The organism is Streptomyces sp. NBC_00490, assembly GCF_036013645.1.
In the GTDB taxonomy this organism is placed as follows: Bacteria; Actinomycetota; Actinomycetes; order Streptomycetales; family Streptomycetaceae; genus Streptomyces; species Streptomyces canus_F.
The window spans coordinates 1223969-1249186 of sequence record NZ_CP107869.1 but is presented as its reverse complement, the minus strand read 5'-3'; the positions used below and the strand labels follow the sequence as shown (position 1 = coordinate 1249186).

The 25218-nt window shown below is 71.8% G+C and carries 20 protein-coding genes; 7 read left to right on the top strand and 13 right to left on the bottom strand.

Annotated features, from left to right (window positions below; genetic code table 11):
- The first annotated feature begins 84 nt into the window (after positions 1-84).
- On the top strand, positions 85-1590 hold the full coding sequence (locus OG381_RS05540) for an FG-GAP and VCBS repeat-containing protein (RefSeq protein ID WP_327714974.1): 1506 nt from the start codon (positions 85-87) through the stop codon (positions 1588-1590).
- A 78-nt stretch (positions 1591-1668) separates the two neighbouring features.
- On the opposite strand, the gene OG381_RS05535 is transcribed toward OG381_RS05540, so the two are convergent.
- The 3 genes from OG381_RS05535 to OG381_RS05525 are packed head-to-tail and all read right to left on the bottom strand — an operon-like array spanning position 1669 to position 4119.
- Positions 1669-2442: a class I SAM-dependent methyltransferase gene (locus OG381_RS05535; protein WP_327714973.1), complete on the bottom strand. Its 774-nt coding sequence runs from the start codon at positions 2440-2442 to the stop codon at positions 1669-1671.
- A gap of 13 nt (positions 2443-2455) precedes the next feature.
- Positions 2456-3268 (bottom strand): LLM class flavin-dependent oxidoreductase, encoded by an 813-nt coding sequence (locus tag OG381_RS05530; protein ID WP_327714972.1) that lies wholly within the window; start codon positions 3266-3268, stop codon positions 2456-2458.
- Entirely contained in the window at positions 3265-4119 is an 855-nt protein-coding gene (locus OG381_RS05525) for an alpha/beta fold hydrolase (protein ID WP_327714971.1), read from the bottom strand. Before OG381_RS05525 ends, OG381_RS05530 begins: the two co-directional genes overlap by 4 nt.
- 98 nt (positions 4120-4217) lie before the next feature.
- Between OG381_RS05525 and OG381_RS05520 the strand changes: the two genes are divergently transcribed.
- Positions 4218-5120, top strand: a complete 903-nt coding sequence (locus OG381_RS05520) for a LysR family transcriptional regulator (protein WP_443061874.1) — start codon at positions 4218-4220, stop codon at positions 5118-5120.
- 156 nt (positions 5121-5276) lie between these two features.
- Here OG381_RS05520 and OG381_RS05515 read toward each other — a convergent pair whose 3' ends face one another.
- Positions 5277-5777, bottom strand: coding sequence for a GNAT family N-acetyltransferase (locus tag OG381_RS05515; protein WP_327714969.1), 501 nt, complete (start codon positions 5775-5777; stop codon positions 5277-5279).
- A 129-nt stretch (positions 5778-5906) separates the two neighbouring features.
- Here OG381_RS05515 and OG381_RS05510 point away from each other — a divergent pair, with 129 nt between their 5' ends.
- Positions 5907-6560: an ATP-dependent endonuclease gene (locus OG381_RS05510; protein ID WP_327714968.1), complete on the top strand. Its 654-nt coding sequence runs from the start codon at positions 5907-5909 to the stop codon at positions 6558-6560.
- Positions 6561-6597: 37 nt separating this feature from the next.
- On the opposite strand, the gene OG381_RS05505 is transcribed toward OG381_RS05510, so the two are convergent.
- On the bottom strand, positions 6598-6957 hold the full coding sequence (locus OG381_RS05505; RefSeq protein WP_327714967.1) for an excisionase: 360 nt from the start codon (positions 6955-6957) through the stop codon (positions 6598-6600).
- Between the two features lie 68 nt (positions 6958-7025).
- On the opposite strand from OG381_RS05505, the gene OG381_RS05500 reads away from it, so the two are divergent.
- The 3 genes from OG381_RS05500 (at position 7026) to OG381_RS05490 (ending at position 10182) form a co-directional block, all read left to right on the top strand.
- Complete coding sequence (locus OG381_RS05500; RefSeq protein WP_327714966.1) at positions 7026-8000, top strand: Clp protease N-terminal domain-containing protein; 975 nt, start codon at positions 7026-7028, stop codon at positions 7998-8000.
- Between the two features lie 122 nt (positions 8001-8122).
- On the top strand, positions 8123-9862 hold the full coding sequence (locus tag OG381_RS05495; RefSeq protein WP_327714965.1) for a hypothetical protein: 1740 nt from the start codon (positions 8123-8125) through the stop codon (positions 9860-9862).
- A gap of 68 nt (positions 9863-9930) precedes the next feature.
- The gene (locus tag OG381_RS05490; protein WP_443062026.1) at positions 9931-10182 is read left to right on the top strand and encodes a S8 family serine peptidase; all 252 of its coding nucleotides are present in this window, start codon (positions 9931-9933) and stop codon (positions 10180-10182) included.
- 117 nt (positions 10183-10299) lie between these two features.
- On the opposite strand, the gene OG381_RS05485 is transcribed toward OG381_RS05490, so the two are convergent.
- A complete protein-coding gene (locus OG381_RS05485; RefSeq protein ID WP_327714964.1) occupies positions 10300-10941 on the bottom strand; it encodes a cutinase family protein in 642 nt (213 codons plus the stop codon).
- 247 nt (positions 10942-11188) lie between these two features.
- Between OG381_RS05485 and OG381_RS05480 the strand changes: the two genes are divergently transcribed.
- A complete protein-coding gene (locus tag OG381_RS05480; protein WP_327714963.1) occupies positions 11189-11755 on the top strand; it encodes a dihydrofolate reductase family protein in 567 nt (188 codons plus the stop codon).
- 35 nt (positions 11756-11790) lie between these two features.
- On the opposite strand, the gene OG381_RS05475 is transcribed toward OG381_RS05480, so the two are convergent.
- The 7 genes from OG381_RS05475 to OG381_RS05445 form a co-directional block, all read right to left on the bottom strand.
- Positions 11791-13017, bottom strand: coding sequence for a PucR family transcriptional regulator (locus OG381_RS05475; RefSeq protein WP_327714962.1), 1227 nt, complete (start codon positions 13015-13017; stop codon positions 11791-11793).
- Between the two features lie 122 nt (positions 13018-13139).
- Positions 13140-14156 carry an alpha/beta hydrolase gene (locus tag OG381_RS05470; protein ID WP_327714961.1) on the bottom strand — a complete coding sequence of 339 codons (1017 nt, stop codon included), beginning with the start codon at positions 14154-14156 and terminating at the stop codon, positions 13140-13142.
- Positions 14157-14177: 21 nt separating this feature from the next.
- Positions 14178-18368 carry a type I polyketide synthase gene (locus tag OG381_RS05465; protein ID WP_327714960.1) on the bottom strand — a complete coding sequence of 1397 codons (4191 nt, stop codon included), beginning with the start codon at positions 18366-18368 and terminating at the stop codon, positions 14178-14180.
- Positions 18365-20113 (bottom strand): fatty acyl-AMP ligase, encoded by a 1749-nt coding sequence (locus tag OG381_RS05460; protein ID WP_327714959.1) that lies wholly within the window; start codon positions 20111-20113, stop codon positions 18365-18367. Before OG381_RS05460 ends, OG381_RS05465 begins: the two co-directional genes overlap by 4 nt.
- 38 nt (positions 20114-20151) lie before the next feature.
- Positions 20152-21762, bottom strand: coding sequence for an acyl-CoA carboxylase subunit beta (locus OG381_RS05455; RefSeq protein WP_327714958.1), 1611 nt, complete (start codon positions 21760-21762; stop codon positions 20152-20154).
- A gap of 339 nt (positions 21763-22101) precedes the next feature.
- The gene (locus tag OG381_RS05450) at positions 22102-23046 is read right to left on the bottom strand and encodes a tetratricopeptide repeat protein (RefSeq protein ID WP_443062025.1); all 945 of its coding nucleotides are present in this window, start codon (positions 23044-23046) and stop codon (positions 22102-22104) included.
- A gap of 124 nt (positions 23047-23170) precedes the next feature.
- Positions 23171-25210, bottom strand: a complete 2040-nt coding sequence (locus tag OG381_RS05445; RefSeq protein ID WP_327714956.1) for a non-reducing end alpha-L-arabinofuranosidase family hydrolase — start codon at positions 25208-25210, stop codon at positions 23171-23173.
- Between the last annotated feature and the right edge of the window lie 8 nt (positions 25211-25218).

Below are 25218 nucleotides of genomic sequence, written 5' to 3'. Positions count from 1 at the left end.
TCTGCCGCGCAACCCGTGTCGAACTCCGCGTCGGGCCAGACCACCTGACTGACACACCGTCAATCTTCCACGGGGGAAACACACATGAGCACCAGCGCGCGCACCACCCGCCGTACCGCAGGCTCGGCCGCCGTCGCAGCCACCTCGTTCCTCGTACTGGCCGGAGCGGGCATCCTGGCCGCGCCGACCGCGTTCGCCGGCGTACCCGGCGGCACGTCCGCCGCCGACCGCAACAGCGACTTCAACGGCGACGGCTACACCGACCTTGTCACCGGCGTCCCGGACGGCACCGTCGACGGCAAGGAAGGCGCCGGGTACGTCAACGTGCAGTACGGCGCGCCCAACGGCATCGGCACCAACACCACCGTGCCCAAGGGCCGGGTCGAGCTCATCAGCCAGTCGTCCAAGGGCGTGCCCGGAACCTCCGAGACCGGCGACCGCTTCGGGCAGGCGGTCGCCACCGGCGACCTCGACGGCGACGGCTACGACGACCTCGTCATCGGCACGCCCGGCGAGGACGAGGGCACCATCGAGGACGCGGGCCGGGTGACCGTTCTGTACGGCTCTGCGCAGGGCTTCGGTGCCGAGCCCGCGGCGAGCATCACCGCCGCCGAGCCGACCGCCGACGCACGGTTCGGCCTGTCGGTGGCCGCCGCACGGTTCTCGGGCGACATCGACGGCGACCAGCTCACCGTGCTCGACCAGAACGGCCTGCACGTCTTCACCTACCACGCGGGCGTCCTGCGACAGGTCGGCACCCCGCACTCCACCGGGCACACCCTCCAGGGCGCCTACCTGACCACCGGCGACTACGACCGCGACGGCTTCGCCGACCTCGTCGTCTCCGGATACAGCCCCGACGACGACTACGCCAAGGGCTGGTCCGCCCTCTACACCGGCGGCGCCGAGAGCCTGACCTACCGGCGCGACCTGCACGGCGGCCTGGGCACCGCCTCCGGCGACATCAACGGCGACGGCTACGACGACCTCACCGTCGGCCAGCTCAGCGGCGTGGACGAGACCGCGGGCAGCGCGCCCGGCGGCCTGGTGGGCGTCTACTACGGCGGCGAGGGCGGGCCTTCCGGAACCGAGGGCCCCGGTAGCGCCCCGCAGTGGTGGTCGCAGAACTCGCCCGGCGTACCCGGCGCCGGGGAGCTCGACGACTCCTGGGGCAACGAGCTGTCGGTGGCCGATGTCAACGGTGACGGCTTCGCCGACGTGGCGGTCGGCGCGCCCGGCGAGGACGCGGACGGCGAAGCCGCCGCAGGCGCGGTGTCGCTGTTGCGTGGCTCGCGGGCGGGGCTGACGGGCACCGGCGCCCAGTACTTCGACCAGAACACCGCCGGGATCCCCGGTACCGCCGAGGCGGGCGACGGATGGGGCACCCAGGTGCGGCTGGTGGACACGGACGGCGACGGCAGGGCCGAGCTCGTGGCCGCCGCGCCCGAGGAGAACGCCGGTGACGGCGCGGTGTGGATCCTGCCCGCGAGCGGGAACGGGCTGCTCGCCGACGGTTCCAGGTCCTACGGAGCTGCCGCGCTCGGCGGCAACGCTCACGGCGCCCACTTCGGCTCGGTGATCGACGAGTAGGGGTTCGCAGACGTACGCGGGCCGCGCCGCATGCCGAGGAAGCAGGCGGCGCACCGCAGGTGAAGAGCGGCAGGGTCGTCAGCGTCGGCGGGCAGTGACCAGCCAGGCGCGGGAGCCGAACCAGACGCCGTCGCCGGTGTCGTGGGCGTTGAGAGTCGCGCGAAGCCGGTCGAGTGCGCGCTCGGAGGACTGGGCATCCAGATCCGTGAGCCATTCCTTCGCCATCCGGAGCTGGAGCACGCCGGCCAGCGCGCGCTCGGTGTCCGGACCGTAGTACACGGGCTCGCGCACATCGACGACGTCGACCGCCGCGAAGCCGGCCGTGGTCAGGGTGTCGGCCACGACGTGCGGATCGGCCAGCGTGAACGCGTCGTCGGCCCTCGGAACCGGCATCGAGGGCGCAGGCCCGGGAGAGAGCGCCGCCCGGATCGCGGTCTGCCACTCCTGAAGGTCGGCGGCCTGCCAGACCAACTGCACCAAGCGCGCACCCGGACGCAGCGCCTTCCCGATGTTGGCGAACGCGAGAGCCGGGTCGGAGAAGAACATCGTGCCGAACCGGCTCATGGCCAGACTGAACTCCTCCGGCGGGAACGCATGGGTCTGGGCGTCGGCCTGCACGAAACCGGTATTGCGGAGCCCTTCCCTCTCGGCAAGTTCGCGGGCCCGCGCCAGCATCGGGCCCGAAACGTCGATGCCGAGGGCGGCACCCGGTGCCGCAGCTCTGGCCGCGTCCCTGGTGGTCCGGCCGGTGCCGCAGCCGATGTCGAGGACACGATCACCGGGTCGGATGTCGAGGGCCTGCCGCAGCCGCTCGTGGTAGCGGGCCAGCTCCGAGTCGTAGTCGAACAACACGACTGCTGCCTCCTCATGCCGCGGGGCCGTCGCGGAGCACGCCTCGCACGGCGTCGAGCCGTACACCCGGGTCGAACTCCGGCAGCCACCACGTCGCGCCGGCCTTCGCGTACGGCTCGGGATCGACACCGAGCGGAAGACTGACGGCGATGTCGTACGAGGCCATCTCACCATGGCGCAGTGCGGTGAGGGTGGCGGCGACCTCGGCGAGCTGGTCCGGGTGCTCGAGGTTGGCCGGGAAGAACCCGTCGAGCCGGGCGGCCCGGCGGACCGGTTTGAGGTTGCCCGGAAAGCCTGCGGCCCAGACCGGTACGCCGGGCCGCTGGACCGGGCGCGGAAGAAACGCGATGTCCACGACCGTGTAGTGGTCGCCGCGGTGGCGCACCGGCTCGCCGGACCAGGCGGCGGCAAGGATCGCCAGGGACTCGTCGAGCATCCTGCCGCGCAGCCGGTCGTCGAGTTGCTCCCCGGTCCTGGACAGTTCGCCCGCGAACCGGTCGCTGCCGAGGCCGACGCCGAGGGTGAGGCGGCTGTCGCTGAGCCGGTCCAGCGTCGCGGTCTCCCGCGCGACCTTGGCCGGCCGTCGGCGGGCGAGCGGTGACACCATCGGGCCCAACCGCAGCCGTTCGGTGGCGGTCGCGATGGCCGCCAGCGCGATCCAGGGGTCGGCGACCTGTCGGACCGGTGCCCGCCAGCACAGCTGATCCCACACGAAGCAGCCGTCCCACCCGGCTTCCTCCGCTTCGGCGGCGAGGCGTGCGACCACTCGCGGGTCGGCGAGGTCCTCGAAGAGCGGCAGCCAGAGTGCCGAGCGCAGCCGCCTCATGGCCGGTCTCCCCGGGTGTGCCGCACCAGGGCCGACACGAAGTTGTCCCACACGGCCTTCGGCAGGTCGTGTCCGGCCCCCTCCAGGACCAGCAGCTCCGCACCGGGAACCGCGTCACGCAGCGCCCTGCCGTGCGGTAGCGGCAGCACGGGGTCGTGGTCGCCGTGCACCACGAGCGTCGGCGCCGCGATGTCGCCGAAGCCTCCTCGCACCGGCCCGTCGAGCTCGATGACGAAGTGGTTGACCAGGGTCGAGGCGTAGTTCCTGGCGCGCGCCACGTCCTGTGCGACCAGGGCCCGGACCGCGGCCTCGTCGAAGTGCGGTGAGCCACCGGCGTACGCCTTCGCACCGGCGACCACGTATGCGACGACCGCGGCCGCGTCGGAGGTGTCCGGCTCGGCCGGCATGGCCAGATCGCTCGACGGCGGCGGCAGGTCGTCGGCGCCGGTGGAGCTCGAGACGAACGTCAGTGACGCGACCCGGTCGGGATGGTCCACCCCGAGGATGAGTCCGGTCCCGCCGAACATCGACTGGCAGACCACATGGGCGCGCTCGATACCCAGAGCGTCCTGGATGCCGAGCACGTCCCGGGTCAGGTCGGTGAACGAGTACCGCGGGTTTCCCGGCGGGTAGCAGGTCGAGCGGCCGGTGTCCCGATGGTCGTACCGGACGACGAACCGGCCACGGACGGCGATCCGTTCGCACAGCTCGGCGTCCCACCACAGCATCGAGGCGGCCGATCCGGCGACCAGCACGATCGCGGGGTCCGCGCGGTCGCCGAAGGTCTCTACGCACAACTCGGCGCCGTTGATGTCGAGGAGTCGTTCGCCGTGAGATCGAGGTGAGGTCATGTCCAGAACGCTAGGTCTCGGAAAGCATCGTGAAAAGCGATGATTTTCGATCGACTTAATCGCGTAAAGCGATGGCTTTCCTTACGCTGGAACGCGTGATGAACCTGGAACTTCGCCATCTGGCGGCGATGGCCGCCATCATCGAGGAGGGCTCGTTCGGGAGGGCGGCCGCCCGCCTCGGGTACACCCAGTCGACGGTGAGCCAGCAGGTGGCCGCGTTGGAGAAGGCCGTGGGCGGCCCGGTGTTCGACCGGCCGGGCGGTCCCAAGCCGGTGCGGCTGACTCCGTTGGGTTCCGTGGTCCTGGACCAGGGCCGCGAACTGCTGGCGAGGGCGGACGCGTTGGCCGACGCCGTGGACCGGTTCAAGGCGGGAGGCGGCCGGATCGACATCGGCACGTTCCAGAGCGTGTCCAATGTGATCCTGCCGTCGGTCGTACGACGGCTGCGCGACGACTACCCCGCCTGCGACATCAGGTTGTCCGAGGAGGAGCCGGAGCAGCCACAGATCGGCGACCTCGATCTGCTGTTCTACGACGGCCGCATCGACGGCGACGTCGAGCGACTCAAGCTGCTCGACGACCCGTACCTGCTGGTGGCAGGCGTCGGCACCTTCCCCGAGGGCCCGGTCCCGCTGGAGCGGCTCGACGGGGAACCGATGGTGGCCTGGCCACTGACCTGCGACCAGCCCGAGATGGAGCAGGCGATCGCCCGAAGCGGCGCCCGTCCGCGCGTCGTCTTCCGCACCGCGGTCAACGACACCCTGTTGTCCATGGTGCGAGCCGGACTGGGATCGGCCGTGCTGCCCTGGCTCGCCATCCGCGGTGCCGACGTGTCATCCGACGCAAGACTCCGCGTCCATGAGCTGGAGCCGTCGCTGCCGCCGCGGGAGATCTACCTGCATTGGCGGGCCGGACGCACCCATTCACCGCTTGCCGCCCGAGCCGTCGAGATCGCGGTCGAGGTCGCGGCGGAACTCGCGCCGCCGCCGGCCAGTACCTGATGCTGTTGTCCCGTGATCAGGGGAAGTTGGGGCACGGTCCGCATCCTTCGCGGTCTCGATGAGCTGAGCGGTGGTGTCCATCCCAACCGGTCGGCTACGGCGGACAGTTGCTGTCCGCGGTGCGGGCTCGGGTCGCAGCGCCAGTGCAGCGGTACGTCACACGGCGCGCTGCATGCACACCAGCTGATCCCGTTCGTCCCATGACTCGGTGACCGTGAAGCCGAACCGCTCGTACAGGGCGATGGCGCCGGTCCGCCATTTCCACACCGACAGTCGCAGGGTGTCCACGCCGCTCTCCGCGGCATGCGTGAGCGCGGCGTCGAGCAGGCCGGACGCGATGCCCCGGCCCCGGAATGCCGGGTCCGTCCACAGTCTCTTGACCTCAGACCGCCCGTCGGCGGGGGCGGTCACCACCAGACAGCCCACAGGGGTGTCGCCGCTCAGGGCGATCAGCACGTCATCGTTGCCGAACGCTGTCCCCGGGTGGGAGATCTCCGCCCGGTAGCGTTCCGGCAGCCCGTCCACATCGGCAACGGCCTTGCCCTTCTCGGCCTCTGTGCGCAGGTGGTAGGAGGCCAGCAACGCGGCCAGGCCGCCCTCGACGGAAGCGGCCCGGTCGCGGTAGCGGACGACGGCAATCTCGCTTTGATCGGTCATGGCGCCAGCATCACATGTGGGTCGGAGTCATCACTCTGCCGCCACGATGCGCTCGACGATCGGCCCGCGGAAAGCCGTGTGCGTGCGGGATCTCGGCCGTGTCACGATGGCGGCGGGAAGTGAGGTCTCGTGGACGAGTTGGGGCGATTCCGTCGGGCCACGGTCGCGTGGGCGGCCGGTGGGGCGGGGGCGGACGAGGCCGCCGTGGTGGCCAGGGAACTGGCCGGCGGTGTGCGGACGATCGTCCTCGTCGAGGGGAGCAGCGATCAGGTCGCGCTGGAAGCGCTGGCCGCGCGCCACGGCCGCGATCTGGACGCGGAGGGCGTCGCGGTCGTACCGCTGGGAGGTGCGACCAACATCGGGCGCTTCCTTGACGTGTGCGGGCCCACGGGGCTCGGGCTGCCGCTGGCCGGTCTCTGCGACATCGGCGAGGAACGGCACTTCCGGCGTCATCTGGGACGCGTCGGGCTCGGCTCCGGTCTCTCGCGGGCCGGGCTGGAGGCACTCGGGTTCCACGTGTGCGTCGCCGACCTGGAGGACGAGTTGATCCGCGCTCTCGGGGCCGAGGGCGTGCGTCAAGTCATCGAAGCCCAGGGCGAGATGCGCCCCTTCCACACCTTCCAGGGGCAGCCGGCGCAGCGGGAACGGCCCGTGGAGCATCAGCTACGGCGTTTCATGGGGACGCACAGCGGCCGCAAGGCCCTCTACGCGCAGGCACTTGTGGCGCACCTGGACCTCGAAAGGGTCCCCCGGCCGCTGGACCGCCTCCTCGCACACGTCTGATCCGGCCGACCCCGTCCGGTGGTGGCGCTCGCGCCGGTCATTTCCGCTCCAGCGCGGCCAGCCGCAGCTCTAGTTGGTCGACCCGGTGCCGAAGCAGGGTGACCTGGGCTTCCAGGCTGACTTCCCGTTCCGCCCTGCGCTGGATGCGCGGTGACGCGGCGGCGCGCTCGATCACCGCGTCCAACCGGACCAGGCGCTGCGGCCCGTTCGGACCGTCCACCAGCCGGGACTGGATCTCGCCGTTGCGGTACCAGGACCGCAGGGCCGAGCGGGAGACGCCGGTCTCGCTCTCCGCCTTGGCCAGCGTGACCCAGGGCGTCTCGTCCAGTCGCTCGAAGAGCTCCAGCTCGTTCTGCCAGCTCGCGAGCCGGTCCTCCCAGTTCGACGGCGTCTCCATGACACCCTCCCTTCGGCATGGTGACCCTATCAATAGCAGTGTATTGACAGGGTTGAGACCCTATAAGCATGACTTTCGAACGGTTCTCGGTGAAAGCACGCAAGGTCGTCGTCACGGCTCAGGAGGAGGCGAGGCTGCTCAAGCACGGCTACATCGGCACGGAGCACATCCTGTTGGGGCTGCTCGACGTGCCGGACAGCACGGCCGCGAAAGTCCTGGAACAGCTCGGGTACGACAAGGAGACCGCCCGAGCCGACATCGCCGCGGTGGCCGAGCCCGGCACGGAGGAACTGAGCGGCCACATCCCGTTCGCGCCGAGCGCGAAGAAGACCCTGGACCTCGCGCTGCGCGAGGCGCACCAGCTGCGCCACACCTCCATCGGCACCGAACACATCCTGCTCGCCCTGGTCGCCGCGGAAGGTGAGGGCGCCGGCGCGAAGGTGCTCGCGCAGCGGATCAATCCGATCAGCAAGGTCCGTACCGCGGTGCTGGCGTCACTGGAGGGTTCGCAGGACGTCGCGCCCAGCCCGTGGCCGACCGGCACACCGGCTACCGAGGACACCGTGTCCGTCGCCAGCGCACTGGCCGGTGGAGCGCCGGTCGGCAGCCACCACCTGCTCGAGGCGATGCTGCGGGCGGAGAACAGCATGGCGGCCAGGGTGCTGCGCGAACTCGGCGTCGACCCGGCCACGGTCGCCGCGAAGATCGACGAACTCGATCCGGAGACGACCACGGACGCGAACCCCGAGGAGGCCGCCGCGCGCCGGATGGAAATCCGGCTGGCCGACGGTGAGGTGCACCTGATCCTGCGGGACCCTGCAACGGTCACGCTCGCCGAGAAGGTCACCGAGCTGTCCGGCGGCCCGGTCCAGGGCGTGGGTCCCGTCGCGGGCATGTTCGTCCCGCTCTGGCGGTCGACCAACCAACTGCTGCTGGAGATCCAGCGCGTGCTGGAGCCGGAATCCGACGGCGGGGACGGGTCCGCCGCGAGCAACGTGACCAGGGCGGTGCGCACGGTGCTCGCGCCCCGGCTCCGCCGGTGAACCGACTGATGGCCATGACGGCGGCCAGGGGAGTTGGAGCCTCGTGACAAAGGCGCCGGCCGGTGCTGCGATGTTGTGAGCAAGGGCCGATGGGGCCGGTTTCGCGGTCCTACCGTCCCAGCATGAACACGAGTCGCAGCAGAGCAATGACCCTTGGGGCGCCGCGGAGTGTCGCGTTGGCGGTGCTGCTGACCGTCGGGGCGTTCACCGGAGCCGCCCCGGATGCCCGGGGCGAGGAGGCGCGGACCGAGACGGCCGTGGTGTCGACGAGCCCGGTCGGCGGTGTGACCGAGACGCTGGTGCGGGTGAGGGCGCCGCTGCCGGCGTCCTTCGGGGCGCGGCCGGCGGCGTGCGACTGGCTGTCGTACCTGCGCTACCGGGCCGCCGGCGGACCGGCGGACTCGGCCGACGCCGACCGGATCCTCGTCGCCCAGCCGGGGATCCTGGAAGGCGCCGGAGCCTTCGACAGCGTCGCCCGCAACACCGTGTCCCGCGCCGCCGCACAGGGGCAGCACATCGAGTTCTGGGCACTGGACCGGCGCTCCAACTGCCTGGAGGACCGCACCGGAGTGGCCTCCGGCGACCAGCACACGGCCGTCGACTACTACTACCGGGACAAGAGGGTCGACGGCCGCACCTTCGACGGTTACGTCGGCAACGGCGACCTGGGGTGGATGGCGAAACTCGGTATCGAGCGGACCGTCCGCGACCAGTACGACCTCCTCACCGCCGAGCTGCCCGACCAACAGCTGCGCAAACAGAAGGTGTTGTGCGGCGGACACTCGCTGGGCGGTGTGATCACCGGGTACTTCGCGACGGCCGACTTCGACGGCGACCGGGCGACCACGGCGGACGCCGGACACAACCAGTGCGCCGGCTACTTCGCGCTCGACACCACCGTCTCCACCTCGCTCGCCGACCTGAGCGGCAGCATCCCGGACGACACCAACCTGCCGGACGTGGGCCTCGGTTACGGCGTGGTCCAGGCCGGGCTCGACAGCGGAGTGCTGTCCCGCACCCTGTCCGCGCCGGTGCTGCTCAACCCGGAGACGATGACCCTGCTGGCCATCGGCGGGCTGGGCGCGTTGCAGGACCCGGACGGCGAGACCGATCTGCCGCGCTATCTGCCCGACAACACCAACATCGAGCTCACCAACCGTTTCCTGTTCTCCGAGGACACCGCCACCTTCCTCAGCGGATCCCCCGCGGTGAAGGACTTCCGGCTCACCAACGAGGCGATCCTCGGCGCGCTCATGGACGATCACTCCGTACCGCTGGCGTTCCTGCAGAGCAGCGTGGGCTTCTTCGACGGCGGGCCCGTCGTCGACAAGAACTTCCCCGTCGCCAACGGCAGCGAGGAGCAGCCGGCGCTGTTCGGCAGCGAGTACAAGGCCATCCCTGACCAGCCGGGCGGGCCGCTCTACACCTGGCGGAACTACGACCGCGTCGGCGACCCCGACGACCCCGGGTACCGGTCGGCCGACGGGACACCGTTCACCGACGCGGGCAAGGAGGTCACCGACATCCAGGAACTGGCCCGCAGCATGGCCGAGCAGCCACTGGACTTCACCGAGCAGTACTTCCCGACCAAGCTGGTCACCGACATCCAGATGTCCACCTCCCCGCAGATCAAGCGGCTCGTGGTGCATCCGGACGGGCTCACCGCCAACCCGACGCTCACCGTGCTCGCGGGCGACGGCCTGCTGGCGGGCCGCGTCCCGGCGGACCTGGACCCCGTGGTCGCCGACGGCTACCAGCACCTCGACGTACTGACCGCCGCGCCCACCCAGAACAACGGCCGCCCCGAACCCGTCTCCACGAACCTGACGGACTTCGCACGGGACCCCGACCAGGGAACCTAGTCGGTCGGTCGCGCTCAAAGGGTGGATCGTGCAAGGCCGTTGAGCCAGACCGCCGTTGCCGTTCGGCTATCGGCGGTCTGGCTCGCCGACTTCTCCAGTCGCGGTACGCGGGAACGGCCGGTTACGCCGAGCTGAGCGGTACCTCGAGGGCCGCCCCGCATGTCGCGGGCGCCGCCGCCCTCCTGACGCAGCAGCACCAACCGACGACCAGCCGGTCGAAGCGCTCGCAGTGGACGGCAAGCCCGCCCCCGAGGGCATGTTCGAGACCTCCTCGCGCCAGGTCACCGTTCCGGCGGGCGGTACGGCGGGCACCACGGTGACCGCCGACACCCGCGTCGGCGGCCAGACATACGGCTCCTGGGGCGGCTCGCGGCCACTACAGACGGCCGGCGCCTCGGCGTGTCCGGGAGCTGTCTCCCGGGCACGCCGTGCGGAGGTCAGACCTTGGTCGCGGCGAAGGTGGCCGCCGCGTCGGCGTTCGCGGTGTAGCCGAGGTGGGCGCCCACGTCGCCCCCGCCGTTCTCGCAGACCGGGTCACCGGCCGCGCAGAAGTCGATGGTGCGGCTCTGGTACGTGCCGGTGACGCTCTTGCCGATGGCGCGGATCGGGTTGCCGAACAGCAGCACCGCGGCGACCTTGGGTTCGAGCGCGGCGGGAATCGTCGCCACGATCGGGCTGCCGACGACCGCGCCGGCGCTGCTGATGCCGATGGAGTTGTCGACGACGTTCGCGCCCTGCGAATAGCCGACGAGAATGAAACGCTGGTTCGGACAGGAAGCGGCCTGGCTCCTGACATGGTTCACCAGGTCCGTGTTGCCCTGTGCGGCCGAGGTGAGGGAAAGGTCCGCGGGATAGTTCACCTTGTAGCTGGACAGCGATTTGCCGGTGATTTTCTTCTGCAGGGCGGAATACACCGGGTCGCCGACGATGAAGCCGAGTGTGCCGGGCTCAAACGTGCCGCGCGCCGCGACGACGTCGATGTCCGTGCAGGCAGCGGCCGTTGCCGTGGGGGCCGAGACGGTGGCCAGTCCCGCTCCGCCGATCAGCGAGAGCGCGGCGAAACACAAGCGGATACGCATGGGGATCCTTTGAGGGTGGGGCGCGTGGAGCGCCTGTGGAAAGGACGTCCCGAACGTATTCGCGTCGACGGACCGGGTGTGATGGACGGGAATTAAGGAACTCCTCGTCTTTTTGTGCCGAGGTGAGTAAGGGTTTCTTGCTGACATGATCTGGCGAGGTGGTTCGACCCGGGCAATCCCGCGAGTGGCGATGAGTTTGGCGGCCCGACGCAGTCGTACGGTGAAACCCTGCTTCCGAGGAGGACATGTGACGCGCAGCGTGACCTATTCGATGAACGTCTCACTCGACGGCTACATCGTCGGGCCGGACGGCGGCTTCGACTGGTCGGCGCCCGACCCGGACGTCTTCCGCTTCTGGATCGACGAGATCCGGGAGGTCGGCGTTCATCTGATGGGGCGGCGGCTGTACGAGACGATGCTGTACTGGGAGACCGCCGGCCAGGACGGGCCGCTCGACGAGGCCGAGCTCGAGTGGGTCGCGCTCTGGAATCCGCTGCCCAACGTGGTCTTCTCCACCACGCTGTCGGCGGTGCGGGGCCATGCCCGACTGGCCTCCGGCGGCGTCGCGGCGGAGATCGAGCGGTTGCGCGCCGAGCCGGGGGAGGGCGACATCGCCATCGGCGGCGCGACGCTCGCCGCGGAGGCGGCCGCGGCGGGTCTGATCGACGAGTACCGGGCCATGGTCTACCCGGTGCTGGTCGGCGGAGGCATCCCGTTCTTTCCCCGGGACGAGCGCCGGGTGGATCTCGAACTCGTCGAGACCCGCACCTTCAACTCGAAGTTCGTCTACCTCCGCCATCGCGTCACGCGTTAGCCAATTCCTCGCAGAGAACGCGCCGGCCGGCTTCCCTACGGGGTGAAGGTGCCGTCGTCCCGCAATGCCTCCGCGCGCAGGGCGAGGATCAGGTCCAGGCGGGCGCCGGGGTCGTGCAGGGCGTCACCGAAGAGCTTCTCCAACTGGCGCAGGCGGTAACGCACCGTCTGCGGGTGGACGTGGAGGCGGGCGGCGACGTCGGGCACGTTGCTGCCGCTCAGCAGCCACGCCAGGAGCGTCTCGGCGAGCCGTCCGCGCGGCCCCTCCGCGACCGCGTCCAGCGGGGCCAGCACCCGCGACTGGAGCTGGGCGAGCATCGGCTCGTCGGCGTGCAGCAGCAGCGTCGACAGATGGTCGGCGCAGCGCACCACGCCCTGCCGGGGCAGGATGCCGCGCCCCATCAGGCCGAGCGCCCGGGTGGCCCAGTGCAGCGAGCGGGCGGCCTCGTCGAGCGGGACCGTCGGTCCGATCGCGGCGGGCCGGCCGCGCAGCGCGAGCGTGAACGCCCGGCCGCCGAAACGGCCGGAACCGTCCGGGTCGGGCACCAGCATCCGCGGCGGCCGGGAGTCCATGTCCACCAGCGCCCCCGCGGCCGCCAACGGCCGGTCCGCCTCCCGCTGGTCCGGGGCCGACGCGAGCGCGACCACCGCGACCTGTCTCGGCACCGACCACCGGGCGCCGTGCGCCAGATCCTGTATCGCCTCCGGGGCCACCGGCCCCTCGCCCAGCAGCAGACCGAGCAGGCGTCGGCGACGCCGCTCCAGTTCGTCCGTGCTGCGCAGCCGCGCCTCCGCGTATCCGGCGGCGGCCGCCTCGGCGACCTCGTGCACCGTCTGGAAAGCGAGTTCACCCAGCGTGGCGACCACCGAGGAGTCCAGTCCGAGGTCCTCCGCGGTACGGCCCATCAGCCGCCAGGCGTGCAGACCGCCGATCCGTAACGCGGACTGCAACGCGTCCAGGGCGCGGCCCTCCAGGGCCTCGCCGCGCCCGAGTTCGTAGTACGTGGCGGTGATCGCGGCGCCCTGGCCCTGCGGATCCGCGATGTGGTCGACGAACAGGGTCAGCGCCTGTACGACCCCGGATCTCAGGTGCGTGCCGTACGTCCCCGGCCGGGCGTACTCCGGGACCTGTCTGCGCACCTCCTCCTCCACCTCGTCGGCGACGGACTCCAGCTGGTCGCGCAGCAGCTTGGCCAACTCGGGGGGCACCGGGGCGGCGCGCGGGCCGTCCGGTACGCCGGGCGGTGGTGTGGGAGCAGCCACGGCGGACCCTCCTTTCACCCGGAAGCGGCTCACCCGCGGGCTGGTGCCCGTGGGGCGAGGGACAAGTCCTGGGTTGGACGTACGTCCCCTGCGCTCCGTTCCGTGCCCCGACGGCACCGGCCTCACGCCGGCACCCCCAGGGCACCGGCGAGCATCGGCCACGACGCGGCGAACTCCCGCTTCCAGTAGGCCCAGCTGTGCCCCCCTCCCGCGTAGTAGTGAGTCGTCACCGGTACGCGCAGCCGGGCGAGCGTGTCGGTGAAGGCGTGCGCCGACGGCCACAGCGCGCTCTCCAGCGCCTCCGGCAGCCAGTCGCCGCTCCCGCCCACCACCCCGCTGCCACTGGACACGTACAGCGCGGTGCCGCGCAGCCCTGCCGCGCGGGCGCGCGGGTTGAAGTCCCGCCAGGTGAGCAGGTTCAGGATCGGGTTGCCCCACAGGGACAGCGGCGCCAGGTTCTCGCGGGTCACGATGGCGTCCATCAGGCTGGGCACGCCGGGGGCGGTGGTGTCGAGGATGCCGCTGTACGAGGCCGCCGCCGCGAACGTTCCCGGATGCCGCGCGGCGTGGGCCATCGCCCCGTAACCGCCGGTGGAGACCCCGGCGACGACCCGGACCGCGGACGCCCGGTAGTCCCGGGCGAGCAGCGCGGGTACCTCGGTGAGCTGGAAGGTCTCGTAGTTCGGGCCGCTGCGCCAGGCGGTGGGGATGCCGGTGGGCCCCGCGTCCGGCATCGCCACGATCAGCTCCCGCCCCTCCGTGAACGCCACGATGTCCGTCTCCCGGGTCCAGGAGGTGTAGTCGTCGTGGGCACCGTGGAGGAGGTACAGCACGGGGTACGTGCGGCCGGGCTGGGTGGCGAAGGAGGAGGGCAGCACCAGCCGCACCGGGGCGCTGCGGCCCAGGGCGGCGGAGGGCAGGGAGACATCAAAGGTGCGGGGGCCGAGCTGAGTGACGCTGGGAGCGGCGGTGGCCGCCCGGCGGGTGGTCGCCCCTGCGGTGCCGGTTGCCGTGGCCCCGAAGAGGGCGGCCAGGCCGGTGGCGGCGGCCGCTCTGGTGACGGCGCGTCGGGACATTCCGGCGGTGCCGGCGGGTACTGCGGCGGTACCCCGGGACGATGCGGTGGTGCGGTCGGGCATGGCGGCTCTCCTCGGTCGGATTCAGCGGCGGTCCTTCGCGAGCTCCCGCCGCAGATGCGCGGCGATCTCATCGACGTGCGGCGGGTCGAGGAGCGACAGATGGTGGCCCGTGACCCGGACGACGGACAGATCGGGGCACACCTCGTCCCAGCCGAGCGATGCGTCGTCGCGTTCGTACGCCGGGTCGCGCACGGTGTGCGGGGCCGGGTCAGTGGCCCGGTAGAGGACCACGGGCCCGTCGTAACGGCCCGGCCGATGGGCCTCGCCGATCCGCAGGTCCAGATAGGAGGACCGCTGGTGTTCGAGGGCGGCGCGCGGCAGGTCGGCCGCCTCGCGCAGGGCCCGCAGTACGGTGTCGATGCGCTCGCCGTCGTCCTGTGTCGCGGCCAACTCGTCGTACGGCAGACGCAGTTGGACACCGTACGTCTCGGCCACGTGGCGGGCGAAGCCGGTGAAGTGGGCGCGGATGCGGTCGGCGTCTGTGTCTTCCGTCCGGGGCAGCGGTCGTACGGAGTCGATGAGCACGACCAGCTCAACGTCCCGCCCGGCCGCCGTGAGCCGGCGCGCCGCCTCCTGTGCGACGAATCCGCCGAACGACCAACCGCCCAGCAGACAGGGCCCGTCGGGGTACGCGGCGGTCACCGCCTCGGCGTACTGACGCGCCTTCTCGCCGACCGTACGGGCCTCTGCGAGCCGCTCCAGGCCGTACACCGGCCGCTGTCCGCCGAGGCGTTCGACGAGGTTGCGGTAGACGTCGGTCGTGCCACCGGCGGCGTGGACGAGGAAGAGCGGGGGGTGGGAGCCGGTGAGGTGGAGGGGGTGGAGCGGGGGAGGGGGGTCGGCGGTGAGCAGTGACGGGACCGGGGATTGCCCGCTGGTCGGCTTCGTCGGCGGCGCCTGGATGTCCTCGGCCGCCGACGTGTTCCCCGGCAGTGCCTGCTGGATGCGGGTCGCCGTGTCCTCGACGGTGGTGGCGCCCAGCAGGTCGCGCAGGGGCAGTTCGATGGCGAACTCGCGTTCCACGGCCGTGCGGATGCGGACGGCCATCAGGGAGTCCAGCCCCAGTTCGGCGAACGCCGTGGTGGGGGTGATCCGAGTCGGCGGGTGCCCGGTGACGGCGGCGATGTGATGGCAGAGACGGTCCGCGACCGAGGCGCCCTCCGCCACGCGTCCACTGTCCGTCAGGTGCCCGCCCGCCGCGGGCACCACGCGGCCCGCCATGGAGAGCGGGCCCCGTGCCGACCACGCCCTCGGCAGGCCCGTGGCCGAGCCCTCCGTCCGCCCGTCCGTCCACCAGTGCCGCACGTGCCGCCAGCGAGGCATGGGCAGGTCGGTGATCCGGCCGGGCGGCAGCGGCAGGCGCGACCCGGCGGTGTGGAGGGTGCCGAGTTGGGTGAGGAAGTCGGCGGAGGTGTCGGCGCCGCGATGGAGGGTGCCGAGGGCGAGGGCACCCGGCGCGGTGTCGGTGATGGCCCGGGTGAGGACGGGGTGGGGGGACAGCTCGACGAAGGCGGTGTGGCCGTCGGCGGCCGCCGCGGCGACGGCCCGGTCGAGGCGTACGGGCCGCCGCAGGTTCGCGACCCAATGCGCCGCGTCGAAGACACAGTCGCCCCGCGGGTCGTCCAGCACGGTGGAGTAGACGGGGATGCGGGGGCGGCCGCCTCGGATGTCCGCGAGCGCGTCGGCCAACTCAGCCAGCAGCGGCTCCACTTGAGGGGAATGCCCCGCCCCGACCACCCGCATCGCCCGTGCGGCCCGCCCTTCTTGCTCGAGTCGACGCACGAGCCGGGTCACCGCGGCCTCCTCCCCGGTGACGACCTTCTGCCGGGGGGAGGAATGCACGGCGACATGGACGCCGGGAAAGTCCCGTTCCAGAGAGTCCAGTTCACCGTCTTCGAGGTCGACCACCGCCATCGACCCACCGCGCAATCCGCTGAGCAGCCGGGCCCGTACGGCGACGACGCGGGCCGCGTCCGACACCTCCAGCGCGCCCGCGCACACCGCGGCGGCCACCTCGCCCAGGGAGTGCCCGATCACGGCGACCGGCTCGACGCCGTGCGCCCGCCACAGCTCGGCGAGAGCCAACTGGACTCCGAAGAGCACGGGTTGAGCGACCTCCAGCAGGTCGAGGCCGCCGCCGGAAGCCAGATGGTCGCAGAGGGAGAACCCGCACTCGGGGGCCAGTTGCGCGTCCACCTTCTCCACGGCAGCGGCGAAGTCGGGCTCCTCGTCCAAGAGCCGGCGTCCCATGCCGGCCCACTGGCTGCCGTACCCGGAGAAGACCCACACCGGGCCGCGCCCGACGAGGTCCAGGTCGCCCGTCATGACCCGCGCGTGCGGCCGCCCTGCCGCCAACGCACCTAGCCCGTCGGCCAGTTCGGCTCGGTCACCGGCGACGATCGCGGCTCGCGCAGGCCCCCGCCCCGTCCGGCCGGCGAGCGTACGGGCCACGTCGGCGAGGTGCGTGGCGCCTGCCTCGGGCGTGCCGAGCCACTCCGCCAGCCGGCCGGCGGTGTCACGGACGCGCGCGGCGTCGGCGTCGGACAGGAGGTGGAGGCGGGCGGGGGGTTCGTCGGCGGGGGGCGGGAGGAGGGCGCCGGGTCGCCATTCCTCCAGTATGGCGTGGGCGTTGGTGCCGCCGAACCCGAATCCGGAGACCCCGGCGGTGGCGGTACCGCCGTACCGGGGCCAGGGCTCGGCCTCCGTCACGACCCGCAGTCGTACGTCGTCGTCCAGGGCGCTGCCCTCGGCACAGTGCAGCGAGGGCGGGATCAGGTCGTGGTGGAGGGCGAGCACCGTCTTCACCAGTCCGGCGATGCCCGCGGCGGACTCCAGGTGGCCGAGGTTGCCCTTGACCGAGCCCAGGAGCAGCGGCTGGTCGGGGTCGCGGCCCGTGCCGAGTACGGCGCCGAGCGCGCCCGCCTCGATGGGGTCGCCGAGCGGGGTGCCGGTGCCGTGCGCCTCGACGTGGTCGATGCGTGCGGGGGCGAGCCCGGCTCGCACGTAGGCGGTCGTCAAGAGGGCTTGCTGGGCGGCCGGGTTGGGGGCGAGGAGGCCGTTGGAGCGGCCGTCGGAGTTGACGGCGGTGGCGCGGATGACGGCGAGGACGCGGTCGCCGTCCCGCTCGGCGTCGGACAGCCGCTTCAGCAGCACCGCCGCGCAGCCCTCGGCACGGCCGATGCCGTCGGCCGCCGCCGAGAACGGCTTGCAGCGCCCGTCCGGCGCGAGCGCGCCCGCGCGCCGGAAGGCGACGGTGACCGTGGGGGAGAGCAGCAGGTTGACCCCCGCGGCGATCGCCAGGTCGCTCTCGCCCGTGCGCAGGCTGACGCACGCGTGGTGCACGGCGACCAGCGAGGACGAGCACGCGGTGTCGACGGCCATGCTCGGCCCGCGCGTGTCCAGGACGTACGACAGCCGGCCCGCCGCCACGCTCAGTGCCCCGCCCGCGGGGGCCCACGGATCGACGGCCTCCGGGTCGGCACCGGTGAGCTGGCCGTACTCGGGGGCCGAGACCCCGACGAAGACACCGGTAGTGGTGCCGGCGAGGGACGCGGCCGGGACGGCGGCGTGGTCGAGGGTCTCCTGGACGACCTCCAGCAGGATCCGCTGCTGCGGGTCCATCACCGCGGCCTCGCGCGGCGTTACGCGGAAGAAGTCCGCGTCGAACCCGGCGATGTCGTCCAGGTAGCCGCCGTACGGGAGCGCGTCGGCGGGCGGGTAGGGCGTGAAGTCACGCCACCGGTCCTCCGGGACCCGCCGGATCGCGTCGACGCCCTCACGCAGCAACCGCCAGTACTCGTCCGGGCCGTGCACGCCCCCGGGCAGCCGGCAGCCGATCCCGACGACCGCGATCGGCTCGCCGGGCTCGGGTGCGGGAGCCGCGGGCACAGGAGCCGTGCTCTGCGCCGGAGCGATGTCCGCCGCGGCACCGCACACGCGCTCCACCAGCGCCTCTCCCGTGGCCGCCTCCCACAGCAGCGTCGCCGGCAGGTCGAGGCCCGTGGCCCGGGACAACTCCCCGGCCAGCGCGACCGCGTCCCGGGAGGACATCCCGAGGTCCGCGAGCGGTTGGTCCATCGGCACCTCCCCGACCGCGATCCCGCTCCAGGCGGCCACCTTCTCGGCGATCAGCCGACGCAGCGCGGCTTCTTCGCCCTCCCCTTCGGAGACCAGGCGGCGCAGGTGGCCCTCTCGCGCGCTCGCGCCCCTCATCCCGCGACCTCCGCCGCGTAGGCACCCGCCAGATAGCGCTCGCGGGTCAGCGCCCTGGACACCTTTCCGCTGGAGGTACGGGGCACCGTGCCCGGCGGGACGAGAACCACGTCGGAGAGCCGCAGCCCGTGCCGGGCGGAGACGGCCGCGCGTACGGTCCGCACGAGGGCCGGTACGTCGATGTCGGCGAGCGGCACGGCTCGTGCGTGCTCCGCGACGACGATGACCCGTTCCCCGGAGCTGCCCGGTACGCCGAACGCGGCGAGCCGGTCGCGTCGTACGGCCGGATGGGCGTCCTGGGCCGTGGCCTCGACGTCCTGCGGATAGTGGTTGCGTCCGTCGACGACGATGAGGTCCTTCAGTCGCCCGGTGACGATCAACTGCCCGTCCAGGACCGTCCCCAGATCGCCGGTGCGCAGCCACTTGCCCGGCCCGGCCGCGACGTCGGCGAGTTCGGCCCCGAAGACGCGCAGGGTCTGGGGCTCCTGGTTCCGGTATCCGCGCCCCACGTTGGGGCCCTGCACCCAGATCTCGCCGACCTCGCCCTCGGCCAGTGCCTCCCGCGACACCGGGTCGGCGATCCGCACGCGCTGGCCCGCCGGAGCCCCGCAGCCGGTCAGCAGCACGGCCCTCGGATCGTCGGGCCGCGCGGGCAGGGCCTTCCCGGTGGCCAGGGCGTCACGGTCGAGCGCGAATCTGCGCCACGGCTGCCAAGGGCGGGCGGCACTGACGAACACGGTCGCCTCGGCCAGCCCGTACGACGGACAGTGTGTCTCCGGGGGGAGTCCCTGGGCGGCGAACGCGGCGTGGAATCGGTCGGCCGTGCCGGCGCGGACCGGCTCGCTTCCGTTGATCAGGGCGAAGACGCCGTCCAGCCGCAGGTCGGCCTTCTGTGCCTCGGTGACCGTCGACGCGCAGTAGTCGTAGGCGAAGTTGGGCGCCGCGCTCAGCGCGCGTGGGTGCGCGGCCAGCAGCCGCAGCCAGCGCACCGGTTCGTGCAGGAAGGCCACCGGATCCATGAGCACGGACAACAGCCCCCGCACCACCGGCGCCGCGACACTGAGCACGAGTCCCATGTCGTGGTACAGCGGCAGCCAGCCCACACAGGTCACCGGATGCACGTCGGCACCGTAGGCGGCCAGCGCCTGGCGGGCGTTGGCGACGACATTGGCATGGGTGATCTCCACACCCGCCGGGGTGCGGGTCGAGCCGGAGGTGTACTGGAGGTACGCGACCGCCTCGGCGTCGAGGGCGGGGAGCTGCCAGTCACCGGCGGTGGCGTCGGGCACCTGGTCCCCGGCGACGACTTTCACGTCCCGGCCCTCGCACAACTCGCTTACCTCCGCCAGGACCTGACCGGCCGTCACCACGACCGCCGGGCGCGCGTCCGCCAGCACCGCCGACAGCCGGTCGCCCTGCCCGGGCAGCCCCGGTGGATACAGCGGTACGGCGACCAGGCCGGCGGCCAGCGCCCCGAGAAAGGCGGTGATGTAGTCCGTCCCCTGCGGACACAGCACCGCGACCCGCTCCCCGGGCTCCGCCTCTGCGGCGAGCCGGGCGGCCATGGCCCGCATCCGCAGGTCCAGTCGGCGCCAGGTCAGTGTGCGGTGGACGCCGCGCGAATGCGGCGCGGGATGGTCGACGAAGGTGAACGCCCGGCGGTCGGGGGTGGTCTCGGCCCAGTGCCGCACGTACTCCGGCAGACTGCGGAACACGGGCGCGAGCGGGGGGCGGCGGCTGTCCATCGGGCATGGGCTCCTCACGTCGCGGGGACGGCTAGCGGTCAGAGCGGGATGTTGCCGTGGCGGCGCTCCGGCATCGGTGCCCGCTTGCCGCGCAGGGCGCGCAGGGCACGGCAGATGTGGGCGCGGGTGTCGCGGGGGGCGATGACGGCGTCGATGTAGCCGCGCTCGGCGGCGAGATACGGGGTGCCGTACGTGCTCTCGTACGCGGTGACGAGACGGGCGCGCAATGCCTCCGGGTCGGCCGCGGCGGCCAGTTCACGGCGGTGCAGGACGCCCACCGCGCCCTCGGCACCCATGACGGCGATGCGGGCGGTGGGCCAGGCGAGGTTGATGTCGGCGCCCAGGTGCTTGGAGCCCATCACCGCGTACCCGCCGCCGTACGCCTTGCGTACCACCACGGTGACCTTGGGGACGGTCGCCTCGGCGTACGCGTACAGGAGTTTGGCGCCGCGTCGGATGATGCCGGCCTGTTCCTGGCGGACTCCGGAGAGATAGCCCGGGACATCGGCGAAGGTCAGCAGGGGGATGCCGAACGCGTCGCAGAACCGTACGAACCGAGCCGCCTTCTCGGAGGCGTCGATGTCGAGGACCCCGGCGGCGTGCAGCGGCTGGTTGGCGACGACTCCGACGGCACCGCCCTCGACGAGGGCCAGTGCGCAGATGATGTTCGGTGCGAACAGCTCCTGCACTTCCAGGAGTTCGCCGTCGTCGACGACCGCGCGCAGGATGTCGCGCATGTCGTAGGCCTGCCCGCGCCGGTCCGGGACCACCGTGTCGAGACACTGCCCGGCGGGTGCGGCCCCCGGCGCGTACTGCGGGGGCCGCTCCAGGTTGTTGGCGGGCAGGTACGACAGCAGGTCGCGGACGGTGTCGAGGGCGTTCACCTCGTCGGCGGCCAGGAAGTGGGCGTTGCCGTTGACGGTGTTGCTGGTGCGGGCGCCGCCCAGTTCCTCGGCGCTGGTGCGCTCGCCGGTGACCGTCTCGATGACGTCGGGACCGGTGACGAACATGTGCGAGGCACCGTCCACCATCACGGTGAAGTCGGTGATGGCCGGTGAGTACGCGGCGCCGCCGGCGCACGGGCCGAGGACGACCGAGATCTGCGGGATCACCCCGGACGCCTGCACGTTGCGGCGCACCAGCTCGGCGTAGAGGGCGAGCGAGGTGACGCCCTCCTGGATACGGGCGCCACCGCCGTCGTTGAGGCCGATGACCGGACAGCCGGTCTTCAGGGCGAGGTCCATCAGCGCGAGCGTCTTCTGTCCGAAGGCCTCGCCCATGCTGCCGCCGAAGACCGTGGAGTCCTGGGCGAAGACACAGACGGCCCGGTTGTCGATCGTGCCGTACCCGGTGACCACCCCGTCGCCGTACGGGCGCCCGGTGCCGTCACCGGTGGGCCGGGCGCGTACGAACAGACCCGTCTCGGTGAACGAGCCCGCGTCCAGCAGCAGATCGATCCGCTCCCGGGCGCCGTGCTCCCCCCGTCTCCTGGGCCCGTGCGCGGTGACCGCCCGCGTCCGGCGGCTCTCCAGTGCGGTGATGCGATCGACGGTTCGGTCCACGGATCGTTCGGCGATCGGGTCGGGCACCCGGTCGGCCTCCCTCTCCGTCACCGGCCTCGCCCTGGATGTCTCCACCTCAAGTGTCATGGCCACCTCCGAAGTGGCTACCGAATATGGCAGCGCCGCAGGGGCGGACCGGCTCGATCGGCCTTCTGTTTGGGGGAGATGAGTCCCCGGGGGCCGTGGTTAGTCCGTGGGTGACAAGGGCCGGGGCGGGAGGGGGCGTCCCGGGGAACTTCGAGACGGCGGCGTGCGGGTACCGGCAGCGAGATCACCGGGTGCGCTGCCGCCGACCGGATGGGGCTTTGGGCAGGCCTGGCATGGTGTCGGGCCAATGATGTGAAGGGACTGGGCGCTGATGGCCCGCGCACCCGGGGAGGCCGTGATCGATCCCGGTCGGAGATGAGGCTCCGGGTGGATGGTTGGTCAGCGCGCCTGCTCGCGGGTGCGGCGGGCCTCGGCCACGAGTGTGCTGGGCAGTCCCGGCCCCGCGCACGCGTAGTCGATCAGGAGGTCGCGGTAGGAGGTGTTCGTGAGTTTCGGCGCGAGGGCGATCAGGTCCCGCAGGTTGTCGGACGAGCCGGTCAGGCGGGCGCGGTAGGCGGCGTGTGCCGCGCGCAGGGAGACTTCGTCCGGAGCGTGTGCCAGGCCCTGTTCGGCGTGGCCCACGGCCGCGGCGAAGTCGCCCTGTTCGGCACGCAGGTCCGCGAGGTCCAGGTGGAGCGACCAATTGTCGGGCTCCAGGGCCAGGGCACGGGTGAAGGCGGTCGCGGCCTGGTCCAGGTCGCCCATCGCCCGCCAGGTGCCCGCTCGGGTGACCTCGGTCCACATGACCCGGTCGACGGCGTCGGCGCGGTCGCACAGCGCGAACGACAGGTCATGGCGGCCGCAGGCCCGAGGCAGCCGGGCCATGGAGGCCAGCGACTCCGGCACGGGACTGCGCTCGGACACGACGTCGATGGCATGGAACCAGGGCGCGAACCGCTCACGCATCTCGTCGGAGTCCACGACGCGGCCGTAGTCCAGGGTCCGCAGACACGCCTCGGCCAGCGCCTGCGCACTCACCGCGCCGAGAAGGCGGGCATCGCCGAACCACGGGGCAGCGCCCCACGCCACGTCCGGCCGCACCCCGGTGACCGAGCCGAGGGTCATCACCGCGTCGTCCATGTCCCCGTCGAGGAACAGGAAGTAGGCCTGCGCCGGCACCGTGCTCAAGGAGCCGTCCCCTTCGAGACCCTCCTTCAGCTCGGAGCGCCGCTCTCGCCACAACTCGGAGAGCGCCTCATAGGGCTCCGGGGCCGCCGGTGCGGAGGCCATCGCCCCCACCAGATACTCCACGGCGCGCACCGGGCTTCCGCCGCAGTGCGCCATCACACCGGCGAGCGCGACTCCCGCCGTCACTGAACGATTCGACACCGCCAGAGAATATCCATGGCCCGCCGACCGGCCAGGACGGGGACCCCGCACGAGCGGCGGGGCCCACGTCGTCAGCCGGTCAGCAGGTCGAGTTGGTCTGGGTGAGCAGGCCCAGGCGCCACGGCAGGCTGTTGTAGTCGCCGCCGGCGTTGGGGTTCATGCCCTGGTACAGGTACTGGAGCCTGCACGAGGGGATGGTCAGTGTCTGGTCGTAGCCGGCACGGATCATCTCGCCGTGGCTGATGTCCCTGGTCCAGGAGCCGGAGGGGAAGGACACATTGCTCGCCTTGGCGAACGGGTTGCTCTCGGAGGCGGCCAGCGGTGTCCACGATCCGGCGAGGCTGCTCGTCGTCCACGAGCGGAAGTAGCGCCGGCCGTCCGAGCCGATGGCCTCGACCAGGAGCAGGTACTGGTTGGAGCCCTGCACCTTGTAGACGTTGCTCGCTTCCCACAGGGCGTACTTGTTGGAGTCCTGGGCCACGATGACGGTGTTGGTGAACCCGTTCGGGAACTGGCCGACGGTCGTCTGGGAGCGGTAGAGGTGCCCGTTGTCGTCGGAGGAGAACAGATAGCAGTTGGCGCTGTCGCAGATCACCCACATGTCGACCCAGTGGCCGTTGCCGATGTTCTGCCTGATGATGTCCGGCATCGACGAGTAGAAGTTGCGCGGCGCGCTCCACCCGTTGGGGTTGCTGATGTCGGGATTGGTCGAGTACGACGCGTTGCCGGTCTGGTAGACGAGGTACCACAGGCGCTGCGAGGTGTTGTAGAAGACCTGGGGCGCGGCCCGGTACCCGGTGCCGATGGCGGTGCGGTCCAGGTAGTGGTGCGTGGCGGAGCCCGCCTGCGACCAGTCGGAGAAGCTCAGGTATACGAGGTTGTACCCGGCGGAGCTCGCGGTGCTCGCGAACACGTGGTACTTGCCGTTGTAGTAGACGACCGACGGGTCCTTGACCGCCGCGATGTTGTGGGCCGAGTCCGGTTTCGGCCCGATCAGGGCCCCGCTGGAACTCCACGAGAAGCGGGAGGGGAGGGCGGCGGCGGACTTGGCCGACAGGGCGGTCGTGCTCTTCGCGGCGGTCGTGTTCTGTGCGGCGGCCGTGCCGCCCATCGCGGTCAGCGCCGCCTGGTACGCCGCCTTCTTGTTGCCGTTCCGGTCGAACAGCAGCGGGTTCTCGCCACTGCGCCAGGAGTCGCTGTCCCGGATGCCCCAGACGGTGATGCCGTTGCAGCGCGACACGTTCATGCAGGCCCGCACCGAGTTCGCGTACGCGGAGGCCGGTGCCTGGGCGATGTCCAGTTCGGTGATCTGTACGTCCACGCCGAGGGCGGCGAAGTTCGACAGCGTGCTCTGGAAGCTGGAGGGCGGGCCACCGGTGCCGAAGTGCGCCTGGAAGCCGACGCAGTCGATGGGCACCCCGCGCGACTTGAAGTCACGCACCATGCGGTAGACGCCCTGGGTCTTCGCGGCGCTCCAGTTCTCGATGTTGTAGTCGTTGTAGCAGAGCTTGGCCGCCGGGTCGGCCGACCGTGCGGTGCGGAAGGCCTGTTCGATGAAGCCGTCGCCGAGCAGGTTCTGGAACACCGAGGGGCGGTGCTGGCCGCTGCCGCCGTCGGCGAAGGCCTCGTTGACGACGTCCCAGGAGTGGATCCGGCCCTTGTAGTGGTTCGCGACGGTGGTGATGTGGTTGTTCATCACGCTGCGCAGGGTGTTCGCGTCGGTGATGGAGCTGACCCAGCCGGGCAGTTGGGAGTGCCAGACCAGGGTGTGGCCGCGTACGCGCTGGCCGCGGGCCGTCGCGCGGTTGACGATCTGGTCGGCGGGGCCGAAGTTGAACGAGCCGCGAGATCGCTCGGTGGTGTCCCACTTCATCTCGTTCTCGGGTGTGACCTGGTTGAACTCGCGGTCCAGGATCCCGGTGTACGTGCCGTCGCCGAGCTTTCCGGCGGCCACCGCGGTCCCGAAGTACCGCCCGGACTGGGCGGCTTGGGCGCCGAGTGTGGAGGCCCTGACGGCATCGGGTGCGGCGGTTGCCGCCGCTGGCGTCACCAGGGCGGCGACGGCCAGCAGGGATAAGACGGAGGCCCGGCGGTGGCCGAGCCGTTTCAGCGGGTTCATGGTTCTCC